Below are 16624 nucleotides of genomic sequence, written 5' to 3' on the forward strand. Positions count from 1 at the left end.
TTCGTTCGGAATAGGTTATACTAGACAAAAGATCAGCTCCTAAAAGATGGGTTTGTGGTAAACACCATTTTAAAGGAAGCTGATCTTTTTTGTCCGAACAGCGTTCGGATTAATTTTACAATCTACCGTACTACCAATACTTTGATGATGCTGGTTATACCAATATTGAACCCGTCCAGTTAAGAAGTTATCTCGAATCCCCCAATCCGTTACGTTACGATGTACCCTAATGTCTCCTTCCTGAGCTGTGGTATAATAGATCAAACGTGTGAGACATTAGAGTGTGACACAGTAACTTTTAAATCTTAATCAGATCAACTAGTTGAGTAGTTGCCCAGAAACTGACGTCAGAATTAATATGATAAGAAGGCAAATATATGAAAATTGGTTATGCTAGGGTGTCGTCTGAAAATCAGAATTTAGCTCGGCAGATTGAAGCTCTAAAAAAGTCTGGTGTAGAGAAAATATTTCAGGAAAAAGTTTCCGGAAAATCAGTTCAAAATCGCCCTGAATTGCAAAAAATGTTAGAGTTCATTCGTGAAAAAGATATTGTCACTGTTTTGGATTTAGATCGACTTGGTAGAAATGCTCAGGACATTACTGACACCATTAACTTGATTCAACAAAAGGAAGCCACACTAGATGTTTTAAGTTTACCGAGTTTCACTGATATACAAGATGTTAACTTACGTGGTTTATTAACCAATTTGGTTTTTGAAATATACAAATATACAGCTGAAGAAGAGCGCAACAAAATTCATGCTAGGCAGAATCAGGGGATCCAATTAGCTAAGGAGCGCGGGGAGTATAAAGGAAGAAGGCGGCAATATAGTCCACATGGATCAAAACGCTACCTATATAAAAGGGTAGTTCAAATGATCAGGGATGGAACGAATATTGCACAAATTGCAAGGAGTACTGGCGTACAACGACGACAAATTTATCGTATTAAAGAATATGCTTTAAGAGTTGGCGACTTAGGCACTCCCAAAAGGGAAGTGAATAGCTAGGGCCTACAGGACAAGTTAGTGTTTTTTAGGGACCATCGGTCAAATAATAAAGCACTTACATTGATAAAACATTTTGGAGATGAACTATGTTTTTTAAAGATTGGACAAAATACAATAGTTTCGAATTAGTTATGATTACGTTGGGATGTAGCATTTATGCGTTCAGTCTAGATTTAGTCTCTATTCCAAGTGGTTTGGCAGACGGCGGTCTGAGCGGAATAACTCTGATTATTCGTCATTTCTTTCATATTAACTTGGGAATTAGTACTTTATTTCTGAATATTCCATTGATACTAATTGGGTTGCGCTACTTAGGCAAGCGCATGATGGCTTACACCATTTATGGCACCATTTGTTTATCACTATTTCTAATAATATGGTCACAGCAGCCTCTGATTCAACCACTACCATTGAGAAATGATTTATTATTGTCATCACTGGTTGCAGGGGTATTATCAGGGCTGGGAATTGGTCTGGTTTTTCGTTATAACGGAACTACTGGTGGTAGTGATATTATTGCTCGGGTTGGCCAGAGAAGTTTTGGATTTTCTTCGGGAAAAGGAATTTTGATTATTGACTATGTAGTATTAGGGCTATCACTATCATACTTAGATCTGTATCACATCGCGTACTCGCTAATTGTTAGTTTCGTATTATCTAAAGTAATTGATATGGTCCAAGAAGGGCCCAATCGTGCTAAGGTATTATTCATTGTGTCAGATAAAAGCCAAAAAATTTCCCAATTAATTGATGTTTCTTTAAATAGAGGATTGACATATTTGCAAGCTGAAGGTGGTTATCAGCATGATCAAAAGCAAGTGATTTATTTGGTGGTTCAACCGCGGGAAATTCCACAATTGAAGCAATTAATTAAAGCGATTGATGAACGGGCATTTGTGACGGTACTGGATGCCCATGAAGTGATTGGAGAGGGCTTTAGTTATCAACGCAAAAGATACCATGTTAATTGGCAGCACAGTAAAGAATAAAAATTAATAGACGTTTTAATATGAAAAAACGGCTATAATCTACTAGTCACTGATTAGAAAATTGTTGTTTTGATCACGTAGAGCAGTTGGGTATTGAACAATAATATATGTGAAAACGGCCAGGATTCAAATTTTATAGTTTTACTATTGAGACAGACTTGAAACCAATAGGTGTATTTTTTACAAGCCTTAAGTTTTGACAAGTATCAAGTAACTATTTTTTGAAATAATGCGGGGAAAATTATGAAACGAAATATTCAGTCTATCGGAAATACTATGCTCAGTATTATCAGTAGTACAAAAGTGTCAAAAGCAACACCACACAAAGCCGTGAGAACGATTCTAAGGACGATAGCAATGATTCAGATACAAAGTATAAGCAAGCAAAACGAAAAGCCCTCTAATGAGACGAGAGAGAACTTTTGGAAACGGTTGCTTATATAGGTTGTGAATATTTTTTGAGTAGTATGGGTGGCTTTTTTGAGTAAGTTAAGTGACAGCATTGATTGATTGTTATATGATTGTGTATGTCCTAAATGGACACAAGCAACGCTCCTAAGCAAAGCCTGTATGTACTGATTTCAAAAAAGCCCTCTATTCCGCATAATAGAGGACTTTTTTGTGTGCATTCTGCTTCATTTAAACGGACAAGTATACGTCTAAAAGCTGAACGTGTTGTCTGAGGGCGCGTGATTATTTACTTTTTAGTTTATAGTCAAGCTTATCCTTTGTTTCCATCATCGATACCAATTCATCGTAAGTATCACGTGTTTGGGGAGTTAGTGATTCAAGATAACTTTCAATCATCAAAGAAACCATTTCACTAGCTGAACGCTTATCAGCTGTTGCTTTAGACAAAGCCAAAACGGCGTTTCTGGTATGATTATCAACTCGCATGTTTACATCGAAGGTAGGAATTTTTTCCGCACTATCTTCGCCAAAACCTGCTTGCTTTCTAGAAATTGATGATACATTTACGTTTACCTTCTTATCAGGACTTTTTACCTGATTATCATTATCGTGTTTCAAAAGTCCTCCCATATTATTCTGCCTCCAATCTAGATATTAATTCAGTAGCAACAGCCGTATATGTGCTGTGAGTGGCTTTATCCCAAACAGAACGACTGCTTTCAGTGATTCCAGTAAGGTCGTATCTCTTTACTCTTTCCATAGCAGTAATGACATTTTCAAATATGTTGTCTTCCCCAAATTCTTCTACGGCCTGTTTAAGAACGGCATTGTCAATAATTGATTGCCCTTTTGTAAGAACTGGAAGAATACCCGCTACATCTACTTTTGCTCCAAATTCGTCAATTAAATTCGTTTGTAAATAGCTTAAGAAACTTTTTGCTCCCAGCAATGCTCTTTGCTGAGTTTGTAGCATAACAATGATCCAATCGCAGCACATAAAAACGTTATCGTTTGTTAAACTCATTGTAGGGCTTACATCAAGAAACACGAAGTCGAATTTGCTAGATATATTTGACAAAGAGTTTTTAAGATAGCTGACTTTAGCTTTTTCATCAATGTCTTGTTTATCAACCCACCGACTGAATAAGTTCATATCAGCAGCAGCTGGTATTAAGTCAAGATCGTTCTTAATGTTAATGATGCCGTCATTTAAGTCTTTTCCGTTAATTAGTAATGCGAAAAGAGATGGGTCAATTGTGATGCTGGAATTTTCGTGACTTTTTGTTTTTATCATTAAATCAGTTAGGTTTGCTTGAGGGTCACAATCTACCATAAGCACTTTATATCCCATATTTGATAATTCCCAACTGATTAAGGCTGTAGTAGATGTTTTACCAGTACCACCCTTTTCATTGGCGCAACTAATTATCATTTTTTAAAATTCCTCCATTTGTACACGGTACACGGTGTACTGTGTTATATGTACAGTGTACCGTACTTAGTACACAATGTACAGAAAAAATACTTAACAATTGAATGCGGAATGACGGCTTTTTTATGAAATTATTTAAGTGTACAGTACACAGTACCCAATACACGGTGTACAGTTTACAAGGTACAGTGTACAGTGTACAGTGTACTGTACACAAGAAAAGTTGACCAAAAATTTGATAACTGATATAATGATAACCGTAGTCAAAATAGAACATAAAAAAACACCCACCGATTCCCGTCGGTGAGCGCCACATAAAAGTCATCATTGTTTAATGGCTATTATATCATGGCCGGTGCGATTTTTAAAGCCCTAGGGGACAAGCTGGGGTCTAAATCTAAGGGGACACGTTTGCCAGGGCGACTTCAATAAGTCTGGCTATACCACAACAAGGTCATCTGTACGGCTGGGTGGTGAATGGTGAGCGCGACCATTAACGGCGCGGGTGGTAAAACGAAGCTTCGGCTTGGTGCCACTGATTAGTTGGTGATCGAACAAACATAAATACGTATTGCCAACGCTTACTAGGGCGTTTTTTAGTAGGTTAAACCGAAAACGTAGGTTTATAATGAGTGGTGGTAGCAATACCGCAATTGTACAGACAAGCGACGGGCGTTAACGACCGACGAACTAAGGGGAAACTTTTAGTAGTAGAATTGTACTCTGGTTCAGTTATTCCAAATAACTGTTTCCAGGGAACAATTCTGCGCTCAAAACGTCACTCCCTCTAAACTGAATGGAAAACCATAACCCGTCAAGTCAAAACCAACATTAGAATCAAGAAAGTTGATGATTTAAAATGCTTGATTTAAGAGATTGTGAGATTGCTTTTACCGGACGTCTAACTACCATGACTCGGGATCAAGCTTTTAGTTTGGCGAAAGTCTTTGGGGCGAAACCACAAAATTGGGTTACGAAACAGACAGATTATTTAGTGGTTGGGTTAATTGAGACGGCTTTAGGTGAGGAGCCCATCACAAAAAAGTTATTGACAGGAACACCAACGATTTCAGAACGGGATTTTTTGGACTGGTGTCAGGCACGATTGGCGCAATGGTCTAGGAGTTTAGGCGGTTAAATTCACAAAGTGAGTTTACTGATTTTTTGGGGATTTTTCATCTAGACCACTCCTCTTCCGTCAAATTTCACAAAGGCCAAATAATGGATCGTTGTTTTATCAGGGAGTGAGGGGGTTACTTGGGATAAGCCGCCTTATGTGAAGTAGAAATTGGTATACTAAAAAAGGCTCCCGGTTTAACACTGGAGGCCTTTTTTCTAGGTTACATATTTTGAGGATGAATGTTTTTATCTTCGTAGCTTTTACTTGGGTGCTGTAACATGATGAATACTGCTTAGTTTTTGGTGCCGTACCCCGCAACAGATACGTCGCTTCGTTGGTATTATCTTAAATGCTAAGTACCGAGTTGAGAAGGATCATAAAGATATTGGCGTCATAATCCCACTGGACGACGAAGAACTTAAATTTTTAATGACTAAAGCCTTGAGACGTTACTTTAACGCCCTAAGAAGCAATGAGAAGCACATCAAGAACGTGGAAAACTACCTGTACGGCACCATGCAAAACCTATTTGGCGTTTGGTGGAATAAACAAGCGGCTAGAGAATATGCGGCCAACCACCCCGAAGAGCAAAACGCTGACAATGAGCGCTTTTAGAATTAAACGGCATATAAGCTCATCTAAGCCGTTTAAAGTGTTCGGCACATAATTATATTAAAACCGCTTTAAAACCGTTTAGAAGCTAAAATAGGCGCCTTAAATAGCTGAATAGGCGATAACTAATCTAGAAAGATGGGAAAGGAGTTTTTTAAATGACCAAACCAAGCAAAGAAGTCGAAAAAATAGAGCAATTGTTGGCTGACCCCTGGACCAGTCGATATTCAGGGCATTTGGGAGCAAGCAGCACATAACCCAGATCCTGATAAGCGCAAGTTGTTTGACGCGTTACACACTTACCTCTTAGATAAACGGCAAGAAAAAATTATCAACGAAAAGCATTTCGTGATTTAACATGGACGAGTCAAAGAATCAGTGGTTGGAATGAAAAGGAGGCACAAAATATGACTAAGACACAAGCATATATGGACAAGTATCAATTTACAGTTGCAGAAAACAAACGGTTTGCTCGAACAAATTTTACCAAGCTAGTACACACTAGTGCCCGCTTTGAAGGCGTAAATACCACTTTGCCGCAAACACAAACCATTATGGACGGCATGAGTGTGGCAGGCGTTCCTGTTGAAGATATTTTGACAATTGTTAACTTAAAGCGTGGGTGGCAATATATCACTGATCAAAATTCCTCCTTAACGTTAACCATGGAAAAACAAATTAACAAGATTGTGGCCGCGGAAGACGCCTTAGTACCAGGAGAATTACGGCAAGGAAAAGGAGGAGTTGATTTAGGCAGTGAAGACTTTTTTGAACCACCCTTAATTAACGAAAAACAAGAACAATCCTTTTTACAAAAAATTTTGGCTGATCCGCAAACAACGACCACTGATAAAGCATTGACTGTTATGTATCATAATATGCGCCAACAAATCTTTTGGGACGGGAACAAAAGGACGGCGACTTTAAGTGCTAATAAAATTATGATTGACGGTGGTGCAGGCTTAATCAATGTGCCGTTAGATAAGTGGGATCAATGGAACGAACTAATTGCCAATTATTATCGAACTAATGACATGGCTAAAATTAAACGGTGGACATATGACAATGGCATTCAAGGATTACAAATTAGAGCAAACTTAGAGCTTAAATCAGTTGAAGACGAAATTGGTAAAAGAATCCAAGAACAATTAAAAGATTTTGCGGATCAAAACCCAGAAATTAAGCCAAAAAATGATCCAGAAAATAAAAACGATCGGCCTAGTTATTAGGTTGATCGTTTTTGAGCTTATTCGGCTTATGGGCATTAACGTAATCGGCAAATGTTTTTAAAAGCTCTTCGGTTTGTTCAACCGAAAGGTTATCAGCTTGAAAGTATTTTTCTAACAAAGCTCCTTTTTGAATTAATCGGCGAGAACGAGCTTTGCGGTCTTGCCGACTTTCATAATATTTAGATTGCCGTAATTTAAAATCTTCCCGCTCAATTTTTTGTTTTAAACGCGCTTGCTGCTCAACTAGTTTTTTATATTGATTAGCCATGACATAACTCCATTATTTATAACTGATTATGTGCTTGATTTACTTTTAAAAACTCGGCTACTTTTTTGGATAAAGACTTGATATTATCATTAGATAAATTAGCATAATCTAAATTTGCTTGACTAATGATCTGTTTGCCTAATCGTTGTTCAATCTTATTTTTTTCGCCCTTGATTTTTTGGTTAAGGGCTTTTAATTTAGCTTCTTGTTTTTCTAAGTTACTTTGCGACATAATGATCCCTCCAATCATATTAAAAATAATCACCGACACTATATCATACAGAGAACGTTAAGTCAAAGTATAAAAGTTGAAGTAGTGAAGCGAAAGTCATACAATAAAACTAAGGTTAAGGTAATCAGAAGACCGAGTGAAACGAGGTCAATGCGCACTTACACATAGAATAAATTCTATGTTGTGTTAACCCCATTAAAACCTGTATTAGAAGTCGCCGTTGGCGACAACAAAGTCAAACTCATATAATCAAAGGAAGACGGTGACCAACATGGCAATTTTTCACATGAGTTTTCAAAATATTAGTGCTGGTAAAGGACGTAGTGCCATTGCTGGAGCTGCTTATCGAAGTGGTGAAAAGTTATTCGATCAAAAAGAAGGACAAAGCTATTTTTATGCGCGTTCGGTTATGCCAGAAAGCTTTATTTTGACACCAAAGAATGCACCAAAATGGGCGAGTGATCGGGAGAAGTTGTGGAATGAAGTTGAAAAGAAAGATCGTAAATCAAACTCACGATATGCCAAAGAGTTTAACGTAGCTTTACCAATTGAGTTAAGTACAGATGAACAAAAAGAATTATTAACTAAATACGTGCAAGAGAATTTTGTCGATCAAGGTATGGTAGCTGATGTCGCAATTCATCGTGAGCACCCGGATAATCCGCATGCTCATGTGATGTTAACTAATCGGCCCTTTAACCCCGATGGTACTTGGGGATTAAAAGCAAAGACGCAGTACATTAAAGATGAGAATGGCAAGCAACTTCTAACTAAAAGTGGGTTCCCAAAACAAAGAAAAATTTGGTTAGTTGATTGGGATAAAAAGGAAAAAATTAATGAGTGGCGGCATAATTGGGCAACAAGTGTTAATCAGTCTTTAGCACAAAAAAATATTCCCGATCGAATTAGCGAAAAATCATTTGTCGATCAAGGAATCCAAGAGACACCTACCCAACATGAAGGGATTAATAGTCAGAGACAAAATAGAAAAGCGTTTAATCAACAAGTTAGAGCACAAAGAAGCACTCAAGCTAAGTATCATAATATTAACGAAAAGATCCGAAATCATGAACATTTTGACGCATTAACTGACGAGTTATCATTTTCCGAAAAGCACACGATTAGCCACCTAAGTCAACAACTGAAAACTTATGTCGATTTAGAACACTTAGATGACAAGCAACGCATGCTGTTTAATTGGAAAAACAGCTTATTAATTAAACATGCGATTGGCGAAGATGTGACTAAGCAACTGCTGACCATTGACCAGCAAACCACATCACTAGCACAAGCTAATCAGTTGTTAAATAAAGTGGTGGACCGAGCAACTAAAAAATTATATCCGGAACTTGATTTTGAACGGACGACGGCCGCTGAACGGCGGGAACTAATTAAAGAAACTAATAGCGAACAAACGATTTTTAAAGATAGTGAATTGACTGAACGGTTAGCGGATATTCGAAGTGACTTATTAACCCAGCAATTATTGACGTTTACCAAGCGGCCATATACCAGCTGGCAGTTAGTTAATCAGCAGGCCCAAACAATTGAGAAGCAATTAACCACGGTACTAGCCAAACATGGTCACCAGTTAGACGATTTGAAGCCTACTGATCGGGGCATGCTAGCCGCTTATCAACCTAACGAACTCGAATTCATTTCGAAAGCGGTGAAAGATTTACGGGTCATTCGGGAGGTTAAAGCCGTGGTTCAAACCCAATACGACAGCATTCTAACGACTGCTTTTCCGGATAGTGACCTCGATAAGCTAGAGCCGATTGACAAGGAGCAAATCTATACCGCTGTGGTTTACTATGATCCAGAATTAAAGCCATTAAGCGCCAGTGATCTTAGTCAATTACAACAGCAGCCACCGGTCGTCTTTACTGGTCAGCAACACCAAGCCGGTTTAAATTACCTGTTAGGCAAAATTGAATTAAAAGATATTCAGGACCATCGGCTACAACGGGTCTTAAAACATGATGGCACCCGGCAACTGTTTATCGGCGAATGTGGCCAAGATCCTAAGTTGGATCACCAACAAATTGAAATGGTGCAAGCCCATTTGAAACAACAGGCAACCCGGTTTGACCAATATAAGCAAGCTCAAGTTAAGGACTATCAGGCCATTAATTACCACCCAACTAGCCCGAAAAATTACCTGATGAATATTTTGGACGAAGCCTTAATAACCATTTTATATGCGAAAAATACGGACTATCTAAGAAAGCAGCAACTACGTGGACTAAAAGAGACCGAGTGGGAAATGACGAAAAAGCAACGGCAACACCAAACTCGAAACCGGCATGAAGATGGGGGTATGCATTTGTAACCTAAATGTAAAAAAATAAATGGTGTAAGTTACACCTTTTAGTGCTAAACTATGACTAAATTAAGAAAGGAGAACTTACATGTGACAGGCAATCAGGAATGGTACAGCCTAACGCAAGCTAATCATAAGCTGGGGCGTGGCCGAAATTATGTCAGCAACTGGATCAAACGACATCCAGAGTTCCCTGATCAATTTTTGCTTGGTTCAGGTACCAATAAATTAATATCTGATGAAGGGATAGAGTGGGTTAAAAACCACATAAAAAAAGAGGGCGTCCTCGTAAGCAGTGAAGTTGCTAACGGGGATCAGCACCTAGAAATACGCCTTCTAGGTGTCACCCTCCTAATAATCCATTTTACCGGGCGGGTTAGGGGAAAGCTAGTTGTTTAATATTTCTAACCCAACAAACAACATAAGGAGGTGATCCAATGAAAGTAGAAAGCTGGCAAGGCATTAGTGGCAAGCTACTTCATGATGAGCAAAAGGCGATTGTGGTTGATGATGACCAAGCACTGACTGATCAAAAACAACTACAAGAGATTTTGAGACAAGATGGACAACCGATTGATGAAGTTCGGCAAGCAATGATTAAGAAGACCGTTAAACGCCAGTTAAAGACTGAACCATTAAAACTTAGCGGCTGGTTTAATCGCCATCAAGACAGTCAAAATGCTAAAAAGGCCGAAAAATTGGTAAGTGATAAACCCACCCATCAATATAAGCAAATTAAAAACGAAATGACCTTTTTTGGTGAGAGTTTCCTGGAAGGCTTCTTAGGTTTCTATGGTTTGAAAGTTGATAACGCCTTAGGCCGTTACGAACATAATTTGCATGTCTTAGAGACCCAAGAGCTAGGTCAGTCAGAAAAAGAGTATTACTTAGCCACGAGCGAAAATGGCCGAGTTAAATTAGCCACCGACCCATTACCAAGCCAGCAAATTGCCGAGGAGCAATTGGACAAATTCTATCAGCGAGAACCCGAGCAAACGCGAGCAGAACCGACTCAATTACGTTCACAGGAAGACGGAAAGGAGGAATAATATGAAATTTAGCAAAGTAAAAGCGTTAGCCACTACTGGAGCTGCTGCGATTTACTTGGGCCTGATGAATACTCAGGTTGTTTTGGCAGCGGACGGTGGTGAAGTTCAAAGCAAACTAACTAGCGCTGGCAAGACGATTCAAGGTATTTTAACTGGCTTGGTCGTTTTAGTTGGGATTTGTGTCGCACTATTTATTATTATCAAAAGAATGCCTGACGCAGACGATCCGCGAGAGAAATCCGAAGTTTATCACGCAGTTGGTCGGGTAGCTGGTTTAGTGGCCCTAGCGGCAGCGGTTATCTGGCTATTGCCTTGGGTCTACAGCCTATTCACTTAATTTAAAAAGGAGCTTGCCAAATGAAGAAAGGGAAAGAATTTATCTTCCCAGAGAACGTAGATAAAGATTACGGGATTTGGAAAGACTACACCTTGAAGGATTTTGGCTATGCGGCACTGGTAGGACTAGTGGGCTTAATTTTTATTGCGATTCCACCCTATGGTCTGATTTTAGTCCTGATAAAAATAGTGATTGTTGTCTTAGCCATGACGATTGTCATGGCTATTTTAACAATTAGGCCAGTTGCGGCGCGGAAGAACATTAAGGTGCGGGATAACTTTAAGTTGAAACGCCGTTATGCCAATGGTCAGAAACTGTTTTATTTAAAACCGAAGAAGCGAGGTGAACTAAATGCGTTTGAAGAAGAGCAAAACCGCCAATAAATCAGCGAAGCTCAATTGGGATTACCAACCGCCTAGAATCAATGGTGGCAAAGAGACCATTGATGACATGAGCTTGGTGGTGGGTATGTATGGTAACTACGAAGTTACCAAAACGGGTAATCTCGTTGGCATTTTGGAAGTTAGTGGGATCAACCTTGATCTACTTAATGAAACCGAACAGCAAGACGTTTTTGAGGACTATGGTGCGTTTCTCATGAGTACGTTAGGTGAAGGGGTTGATGACACCTTACAGTTCTTAGAGCCGACGATTCCCGTCAATATGACGGCTTATCTCAATGGTCTCAAACGGCGGTATCTCACTTTACAAAAAGATCACCCCGAGCAACAGTTCAAAATCCAATTAATGGCCAGTTACTTGGATCACTTTACTAAAGTCCAAGAATCCAAAAACATGACGACTAAGCAACACCTGCTAATCGTTAAGGTGCCGATTAAGGACAAAAGCGTTAAAAGCTTAAGCTTAGCCGTCACCCACTTAGACGAGAAGATCGAACAGGTTAAGCGGGATATTGAAAATGCGTTAACAGACTTTGATGTGACGGCCAAAGTGTTGACTAGTCAAGAAGTCCAAGAGATTTTAAAGAACTTAATCAATTTCAATGGATAGGAGGTAACAGTATGAGTTTTGGTGATAAGATCATTGATTTGTTTATGCCAACTAAAAAAGAAAGTCAGCAAAATAGTGAACCAGCAGTTAACAAGCATAAACCGGAGGTTGAAGACTTTACCAGACTGATTGATCGCGATAGCTTGCATTCACTATTTCCATTTAGCTGGGAACAGTACCCCACCTACGTCCAGTCGGGCGAGAATTTTATTCGGGTGTTAGCGATTGCCGACTATCCTAAGCGGGTGTATGGCAACTGGTTATCGGAGTTGAAGCGCAAAAAAGGCGTTATCGATATTGTGCAATATATCGACAGCGCCAGTAACAATTCAATGATTACCTATTACAAGAAGACGATTCAAAATAAGGAAGCGCAGAAGCTCAATACGTTCGACCCGTATAAAAAGAAAATTCTGCAAAATTATATTGATTCAGCCAACATGCAACTAGATAAATACCTTGATAATTCTACCACATTTGTCTACCAACATATGCTGGTTTATCTGCGGGCCAACAGTTTAGCAGAACTAGACGACTTAACCGAAAACGTTAAGAATACGTTGATTAAGCTACAGATGAAACCGCTAGTACCCGTTAAAGCAACCTTTCAAGCATTTTGGTCAACCATGCCAATTAACGAGAACCTCATGGGGGATTACACCTATAAAGAGAGTAATACAGAAGTCGCCAGCAGCATGTTTCCCTTTGATGACGCGGAAATTTTGGACTTGAAGCCTAGAAGCGATATTGAAGGGGTTAACAAAGATACCAACAGCTTAATTGCCGTGGATATGTTGGATCGCAACAAGACCCTGAACCAGAATATGGTTGTTATTGGTACTTCCGGTGTTGGTAAAACCACCTATATGATTCAGAAAATCCTACGCTACGCCATTCAAGACTATCAAATCTACATTATTGATCCAGAAAATGAATATACCAAGATTGTCGAAGCCCTAGGTGGGGCAGTCTTGCACCTAACCTCGAATGCTAAGTACAAAATTAATCCGCTCCAAATCTTTTCCGAAGAAATCCTCAGCGCTGATGAAGCGGTCACGAACCTTGATTTACTAGTCAAAGATAAAATTCAGCGATTAAAAGGGTTCTTTGAAGTCCTTAAAACCGGGATTACCCAAGTTGAACTGGCAATCCTTGATGATGTCGTTAAACAAGCTTACGTCAACAGTGGCGTTTTGAAATACAGCCGCTTGAAAGAAATTAAAGACGATCAGTGGCCGACCTTATCCAATGTTTATGACGAGTTGGAAAAATTGGCTGATAAGGACGCTGACAAATTCAGTCGGGTTAAAGACTTCTACTATATTTTAGGCAGCTATACCCATGGTTCTAACAGCCTATTTGACGGGTACACCAACGTTAACTTAAAAGGGAAAATCATTTCCTTTGATTTAAAACCGCTACAAAGTGAACAGGAAGTCCAATCAGCGGCCTATCTGAATACTTTTCAGTATCTATGGGACGAAATTACCAAAGATCGGCATAGCCGCAAGAAATTGTTTGTTGATGAATTTCACTTTTTGACCTTACACAAAGCGGCGGCAACCTTTTTCCATCAAGCCTACAAGCGGTTTAGAAAGTATAACGCCGGGGCGATTGCCGGAACGCAACAAATTCAAGATGTGATCGAAGGAACAACAGATACTGGGCAGAACATTGGGGAAGCCATTATTGGGAACTCCTATACCAAAGTGTTCTTTGGCCTTGATGGCAAAGGCGTTGATGACGTCATTACTAAGTTGCGTATGATGTTCTCAGATAAAGAAAAGAAGCTACTAGAACGCCGTAGACAAGGCGAAGCCCTGATGATTTATGGCAGTCAACGCGCCTTTATGAAAGTCGAGTTGACCGAAGAAGAACTACGGCTAATTGATTCCGAAGCTTACCAGGAAAAATATAACCGTGAGACCGCCAACCAACCGGATTATCAAAAGCGCGTGGTGTTGACGCCAAGTGAAATTGACGCTTTGACCACCACCGAGGAGGAAGGAGGGGCTTTAAATGAGTAAATCAAGTCAGTTATTGAATATCGAGGTTGGGACGTTCAGGCGGCAAGAAAACAAGTTAATCCTTGAACTCAATCACAATCAGTTTCGATATGACCAGTTGAGTGAGCTAAACGAATTAAAGCAAGCTGATGCCAATTTCTTGCAGTTGGTTAACGTGGTTGAGCAAGACCAAAAGGTCGTTTTAACTTATACCTTGCCAGATAAGGTCAGATCATTAAAGGAATTACCACATGAGAATAAGGCAATCCGGGCGGCCATTGCGAAAGAAATCATGGCGCAAAATGTGGTTGCTGATAGCCAGTATCATATTGCGTTAAATCCAGCTAATCTGTGGTATTACCCCATGCAACATGTTTGGTACGCCTATCGCGCCAATGAACTCATGCCTTATGATGACAAACATAGCAATTTAGCCAAATACAAAGCGCTGATTCTATTTTGCTTGACGGGGACGCCCTATGAACGGCTACTAAGCAATCCTCAAGAAGCCCTAGCTAAACACCCTGATGACTATTTACAACAAGTAGCTAAAGCTACGTCGTTAAATGAGTTAACGGAAGTGGTTAACGGCATTGAGGACTTTGTGAGTTATCACGAATGGCAGGAAGTTGAAACGGCCCAGCAGAAAACCAAACAACGTTTATGGTTGAGCGTGGCCGGAGTGGCGATTGTGGCCGTTTTGGCCGTCGGCTTAGTCCATAAAAGTGACGAAAGAAAGTATCAAAGCTTAGCTAACCAGAACCAAGCCCAGGTCACGCGATTAAAATATAGCGGCCAAATTCAAACTGCTTTAAATGATCGGAAGTGGTCGGAAGCGCAAAAAGATATGCAACGGGCCGGCTATCCTTCAACTAAGCAAGTCAGTGTCTTTTTAAAGCATCGTCAATACCAGCAAGCTTTAAACGTTGACCCAAGTCAGTTGAACAAGGTTGTTAATGCGGCTTATGCCAACAAAGATAACAGCCAAGTGGCTGATTGGCAGTTGCCAACTAAGGCGACGAGCAAGCAAAAAGACCAATTGCAACTCGAAAAAGCGATTGTTAACTACGATACCAATACGCTCAATAACCAATTATCCTTTACGACGAACGGTGATGTTTTATTGAGAATGGGGCAAGCTTTCCTCGCCCATAACGATACGCAAGACGCCCAGACCGTCCAAACCAAATTAGCCGGCGTGAACAGTCCTAAAGCTAAGTATTTAAAAGCCCTGTTAAGTCTCAATTCCGCTAAGAATGGAGTTAACGACGCGCAAAAGAAGTTAGATGACGCCAACAAGATTGATGGCAGTAAAGATAAGGACAAAGACAAGAAGGTGGATTCAGCCAAGTCGGACTTAAAGAATGCGCAGAGTGACCAATCAGCAGCGCAAAAACAAGTCGATCAGGCCAAGCACAAAGTGGGTGATTAAATGCAGGTATTGTCGTTTGAATATAAGAAAAAGAAGTGGAAGTTGATTGCTTATATTGTGGGCGGCGCCATTCTGCTAATCATCTTGCTAATCGCCGCGATTACTGGTCAGCTACAAGAAAACAGTTGTGATAACTCAACCACCACAGAAACGCAATTAGATAGTAAGAGCATGACAGAAAATGCCAAAAATATCTATGCGCACTGGAAACAGAAGTATGGCGCCACCCCACAAGCGGCCGCCGGGATCTTAGGGGTCTTACAACTAGAAAGTCGCCTTGATCCCAATTCGGTTAATTCAAGTTCCGGGGCCACGGGCTTAGCCCAGTGGTTAGGCGGTCGAAAGGATAAGTTGGAGGACTTAGCCCACAAGGAAAACAAACCAGCGACAAATCTCGGCGTGCAGTTGGACTATCTCGATCAAGAATTGAACAGTAGTTACTATGCGTCAAATAAGCAGATCTTTAAATATACGGACGTGCACAAAGCGACGAAAGCCTGGTTAATGGATTACGAGGGTATGAGTAAGAACCCGGAACAATGGTATTTAAGCCAAAGATACGGGTATGCCGATCACTGGTATTCCGTGTTCGGGGCGAGTGACCCAGTGGCCGGTAATACCTTAGACAATGCGAGTTCAGGCGATCTGACCGAGCTAGGTTGTGATAGTGACCCGGGCTATTCCGGTGGGAGTATCGTCAAAAATGCGGAAAGTATGAAAGGTGACTTCTACTATGTGCAAACCCACCCCAGCCCCGATTTAGGTAGCGATTTAAAGAACCCTAACAAAACCGGTGGGACGGATTGTTCGGGCTTTGTCTGGTTAGCGTTTAATAAAGCTGGTTACAAGGTACCGGCCAACATGGGCTGGTTTACCGGCACGATGGCCAGTGACGCCAAAGGCAGCCATCAATACTTGAAACAGATCAGTGAAAATGACGCGAAAGCCGGCGACATTGTGATTGTTAATCAAGGCGCGGGAGCCGGCAACAACGGCCATACTGCTATTCTGTTAGGAAAATGGCAAGGTAAAGCCACCAAGATCATTGAGCAAGGTGGTGTCGGCGACAAGGTTAACGAAAGCACATTTGGCACCGCGTTTTATAGCTTATTGAACGGTAGCGATGTGACGTTAGCCCGGCCAATCAAGAAGTAAGGAGGACG

Annotated in this window: 17 protein-coding genes and 2 pseudogenes; 15 read left to right on the forward strand and 4 right to left on the reverse strand. The window is 40.4% G+C overall.

The annotated features are described in order from the left end of the window. Positions 1-377 precede the first annotated feature (377 nt). On the forward strand, positions 378-1010 hold the full coding sequence (locus AAA939_RS13025) for a recombinase family protein (protein ID WP_338230910.1): 633 nt from the start codon (positions 378-380) through the stop codon (positions 1008-1010). An 86-nt stretch (positions 1011-1096) separates the two neighbouring features. Further along, positions 1097-1999, forward strand: coding sequence for a YitT family protein (locus tag AAA939_RS13030; protein WP_020923858.1), 903 nt, complete (start codon positions 1097-1099; stop codon positions 1997-1999). Positions 2000-2692: 693 nt separating this feature from the next. Here AAA939_RS13030 and AAA939_RS13035 read toward each other — a convergent pair. Both AAA939_RS13035 and AAA939_RS13040 read right to left on the reverse strand, forming a co-directional pair. Next, on the reverse strand, positions 2693-3040 hold the full coding sequence (locus AAA939_RS13035; protein ID WP_027821221.1) for a DUF5388 domain-containing protein: 348 nt from the start codon (positions 3038-3040) through the stop codon (positions 2693-2695). A gap of 1 nt (position 3041) precedes the next feature. Next, positions 3042-3842: a ParA family protein gene (locus AAA939_RS13040; protein ID WP_105308454.1), complete on the reverse strand. Its 801-nt coding sequence runs from the start codon at positions 3840-3842 to the stop codon at positions 3042-3044. An 859-nt stretch (positions 3843-4701) separates the two neighbouring features. Between AAA939_RS13040 and AAA939_RS13045 the strand changes: the two genes are divergently transcribed. From AAA939_RS13045 to AAA939_RS13060, 4 genes and pseudogenes are all read left to right on the forward strand, one after another. Further along, positions 4702-4980, forward strand: a complete 279-nt coding sequence (locus AAA939_RS13045) for a BRCT domain-containing protein (RefSeq protein WP_020923847.1) — start codon at positions 4702-4704, stop codon at positions 4978-4980. Positions 4981-5250: 270 nt separating this feature from the next. Next, a pseudogene (locus tag AAA939_RS13050) lies at positions 5251-5577 on the forward strand (replication initiator protein A); the annotation flags it as partial. A 155-nt stretch (positions 5578-5732) separates the two neighbouring features. Continuing rightward, positions 5733-5931 (forward strand): annotated as a pseudogene (locus AAA939_RS13055) (hypothetical protein). Between the two features lie 50 nt (positions 5932-5981). Then, on the forward strand, positions 5982-6803 hold the full coding sequence (locus AAA939_RS13060) for a Fic family protein (RefSeq protein WP_057904516.1): 822 nt from the start codon (positions 5982-5984) through the stop codon (positions 6801-6803). On the opposite strand, the gene AAA939_RS13065 is transcribed toward AAA939_RS13060, so the two are convergent. Together AAA939_RS13065 and AAA939_RS13070 are read right to left on the reverse strand one after the other, a co-directional pair. Further along, positions 6793-7071: a hypothetical protein gene (locus AAA939_RS13065; RefSeq protein WP_338230911.1), complete on the reverse strand. Its 279-nt coding sequence runs from the start codon at positions 7069-7071 to the stop codon at positions 6793-6795. The two genes, AAA939_RS13060 and AAA939_RS13065, sit on opposite strands and share 11 nt — an antisense overlap. A gap of 16 nt (positions 7072-7087) precedes the next feature. After that, the gene (locus AAA939_RS13070; protein ID WP_164507098.1) at positions 7088-7321 is read right to left on the reverse strand and encodes a hypothetical protein; all 234 of its coding nucleotides are present in this window, start codon (positions 7319-7321) and stop codon (positions 7088-7090) included. A gap of 253 nt (positions 7322-7574) precedes the next feature. Between AAA939_RS13070 and mobQ the strand changes: the two genes are divergently transcribed. Genes mobQ through AAA939_RS13115 form a run of 9 tightly spaced genes read left to right on the forward strand, consistent with a single transcriptional unit; the run spans position 7575 to position 16616 of the window. Further along, positions 7575-9635: a MobQ family relaxase gene (mobQ, locus tag AAA939_RS13075; protein WP_338230912.1), complete on the forward strand. Its 2061-nt coding sequence runs from the start codon at positions 7575-7577 to the stop codon at positions 9633-9635. Positions 9636-9686: 51 nt separating this feature from the next. Next, positions 9687-10025, forward strand: coding sequence for a hypothetical protein (locus AAA939_RS13080; RefSeq protein ID WP_011222043.1), 339 nt, complete (start codon positions 9687-9689; stop codon positions 10023-10025). A gap of 38 nt (positions 10026-10063) precedes the next feature. Beyond that, entirely contained in the window at positions 10064-10675 is a 612-nt protein-coding gene (locus AAA939_RS13085) for a hypothetical protein (protein ID WP_105923099.1), read from the forward strand. A 1-nt stretch (position 10676) separates the two neighbouring features. Beyond that, positions 10677-11012 carry a CagC family type IV secretion system protein gene (locus tag AAA939_RS13090; protein WP_338230915.1) on the forward strand — a complete coding sequence of 112 codons (336 nt, stop codon included), beginning with the start codon at positions 10677-10679 and terminating at the stop codon, positions 11010-11012. A 20-nt stretch (positions 11013-11032) separates the two neighbouring features. Then, positions 11033-11395 (forward strand): conjugal transfer protein, encoded by a 363-nt coding sequence (locus AAA939_RS13095; protein WP_114693151.1) that lies wholly within the window; start codon positions 11033-11035, stop codon positions 11393-11395. Beyond that, positions 11364-12023 (forward strand): TrsD/TraD family conjugative transfer protein, encoded by a 660-nt coding sequence (gene trsD / locus AAA939_RS13100; protein WP_338230917.1) that lies wholly within the window; start codon positions 11364-11366, stop codon positions 12021-12023. Before AAA939_RS13095 ends, trsD begins: the two co-directional genes overlap by 32 nt. An 11-nt stretch (positions 12024-12034) precedes the next feature. Further along, on the forward strand, positions 12035-14050 hold the full coding sequence (locus AAA939_RS13105) for a VirB4 family type IV secretion system protein (protein WP_338230918.1): 2016 nt from the start codon (positions 12035-12037) through the stop codon (positions 14048-14050). Further along, the gene (locus AAA939_RS13110; protein WP_338230919.1) at positions 14043-15461 is read left to right on the forward strand and encodes a type VII secretion protein EssB/YukC; all 1419 of its coding nucleotides are present in this window, start codon (positions 14043-14045) and stop codon (positions 15459-15461) included. Before AAA939_RS13105 ends, AAA939_RS13110 begins: the two co-directional genes overlap by 8 nt. Continuing rightward, complete coding sequence (locus AAA939_RS13115; RefSeq protein ID WP_338230920.1) at positions 15462-16616, forward strand: phage tail tip lysozyme; 1155 nt, start codon at positions 15462-15464, stop codon at positions 16614-16616. Positions 16617-16624: the final 8 nt, after the last annotated feature.

The sequence above is a fragment of the Lactiplantibacillus paraxiangfangensis genome (genome assembly GCF_036246185.1).
In the GTDB taxonomy this organism is placed as follows: Bacteria; Bacillota; Bacilli; order Lactobacillales; family Lactobacillaceae; genus Lactiplantibacillus; species Lactiplantibacillus paraxiangfangensis.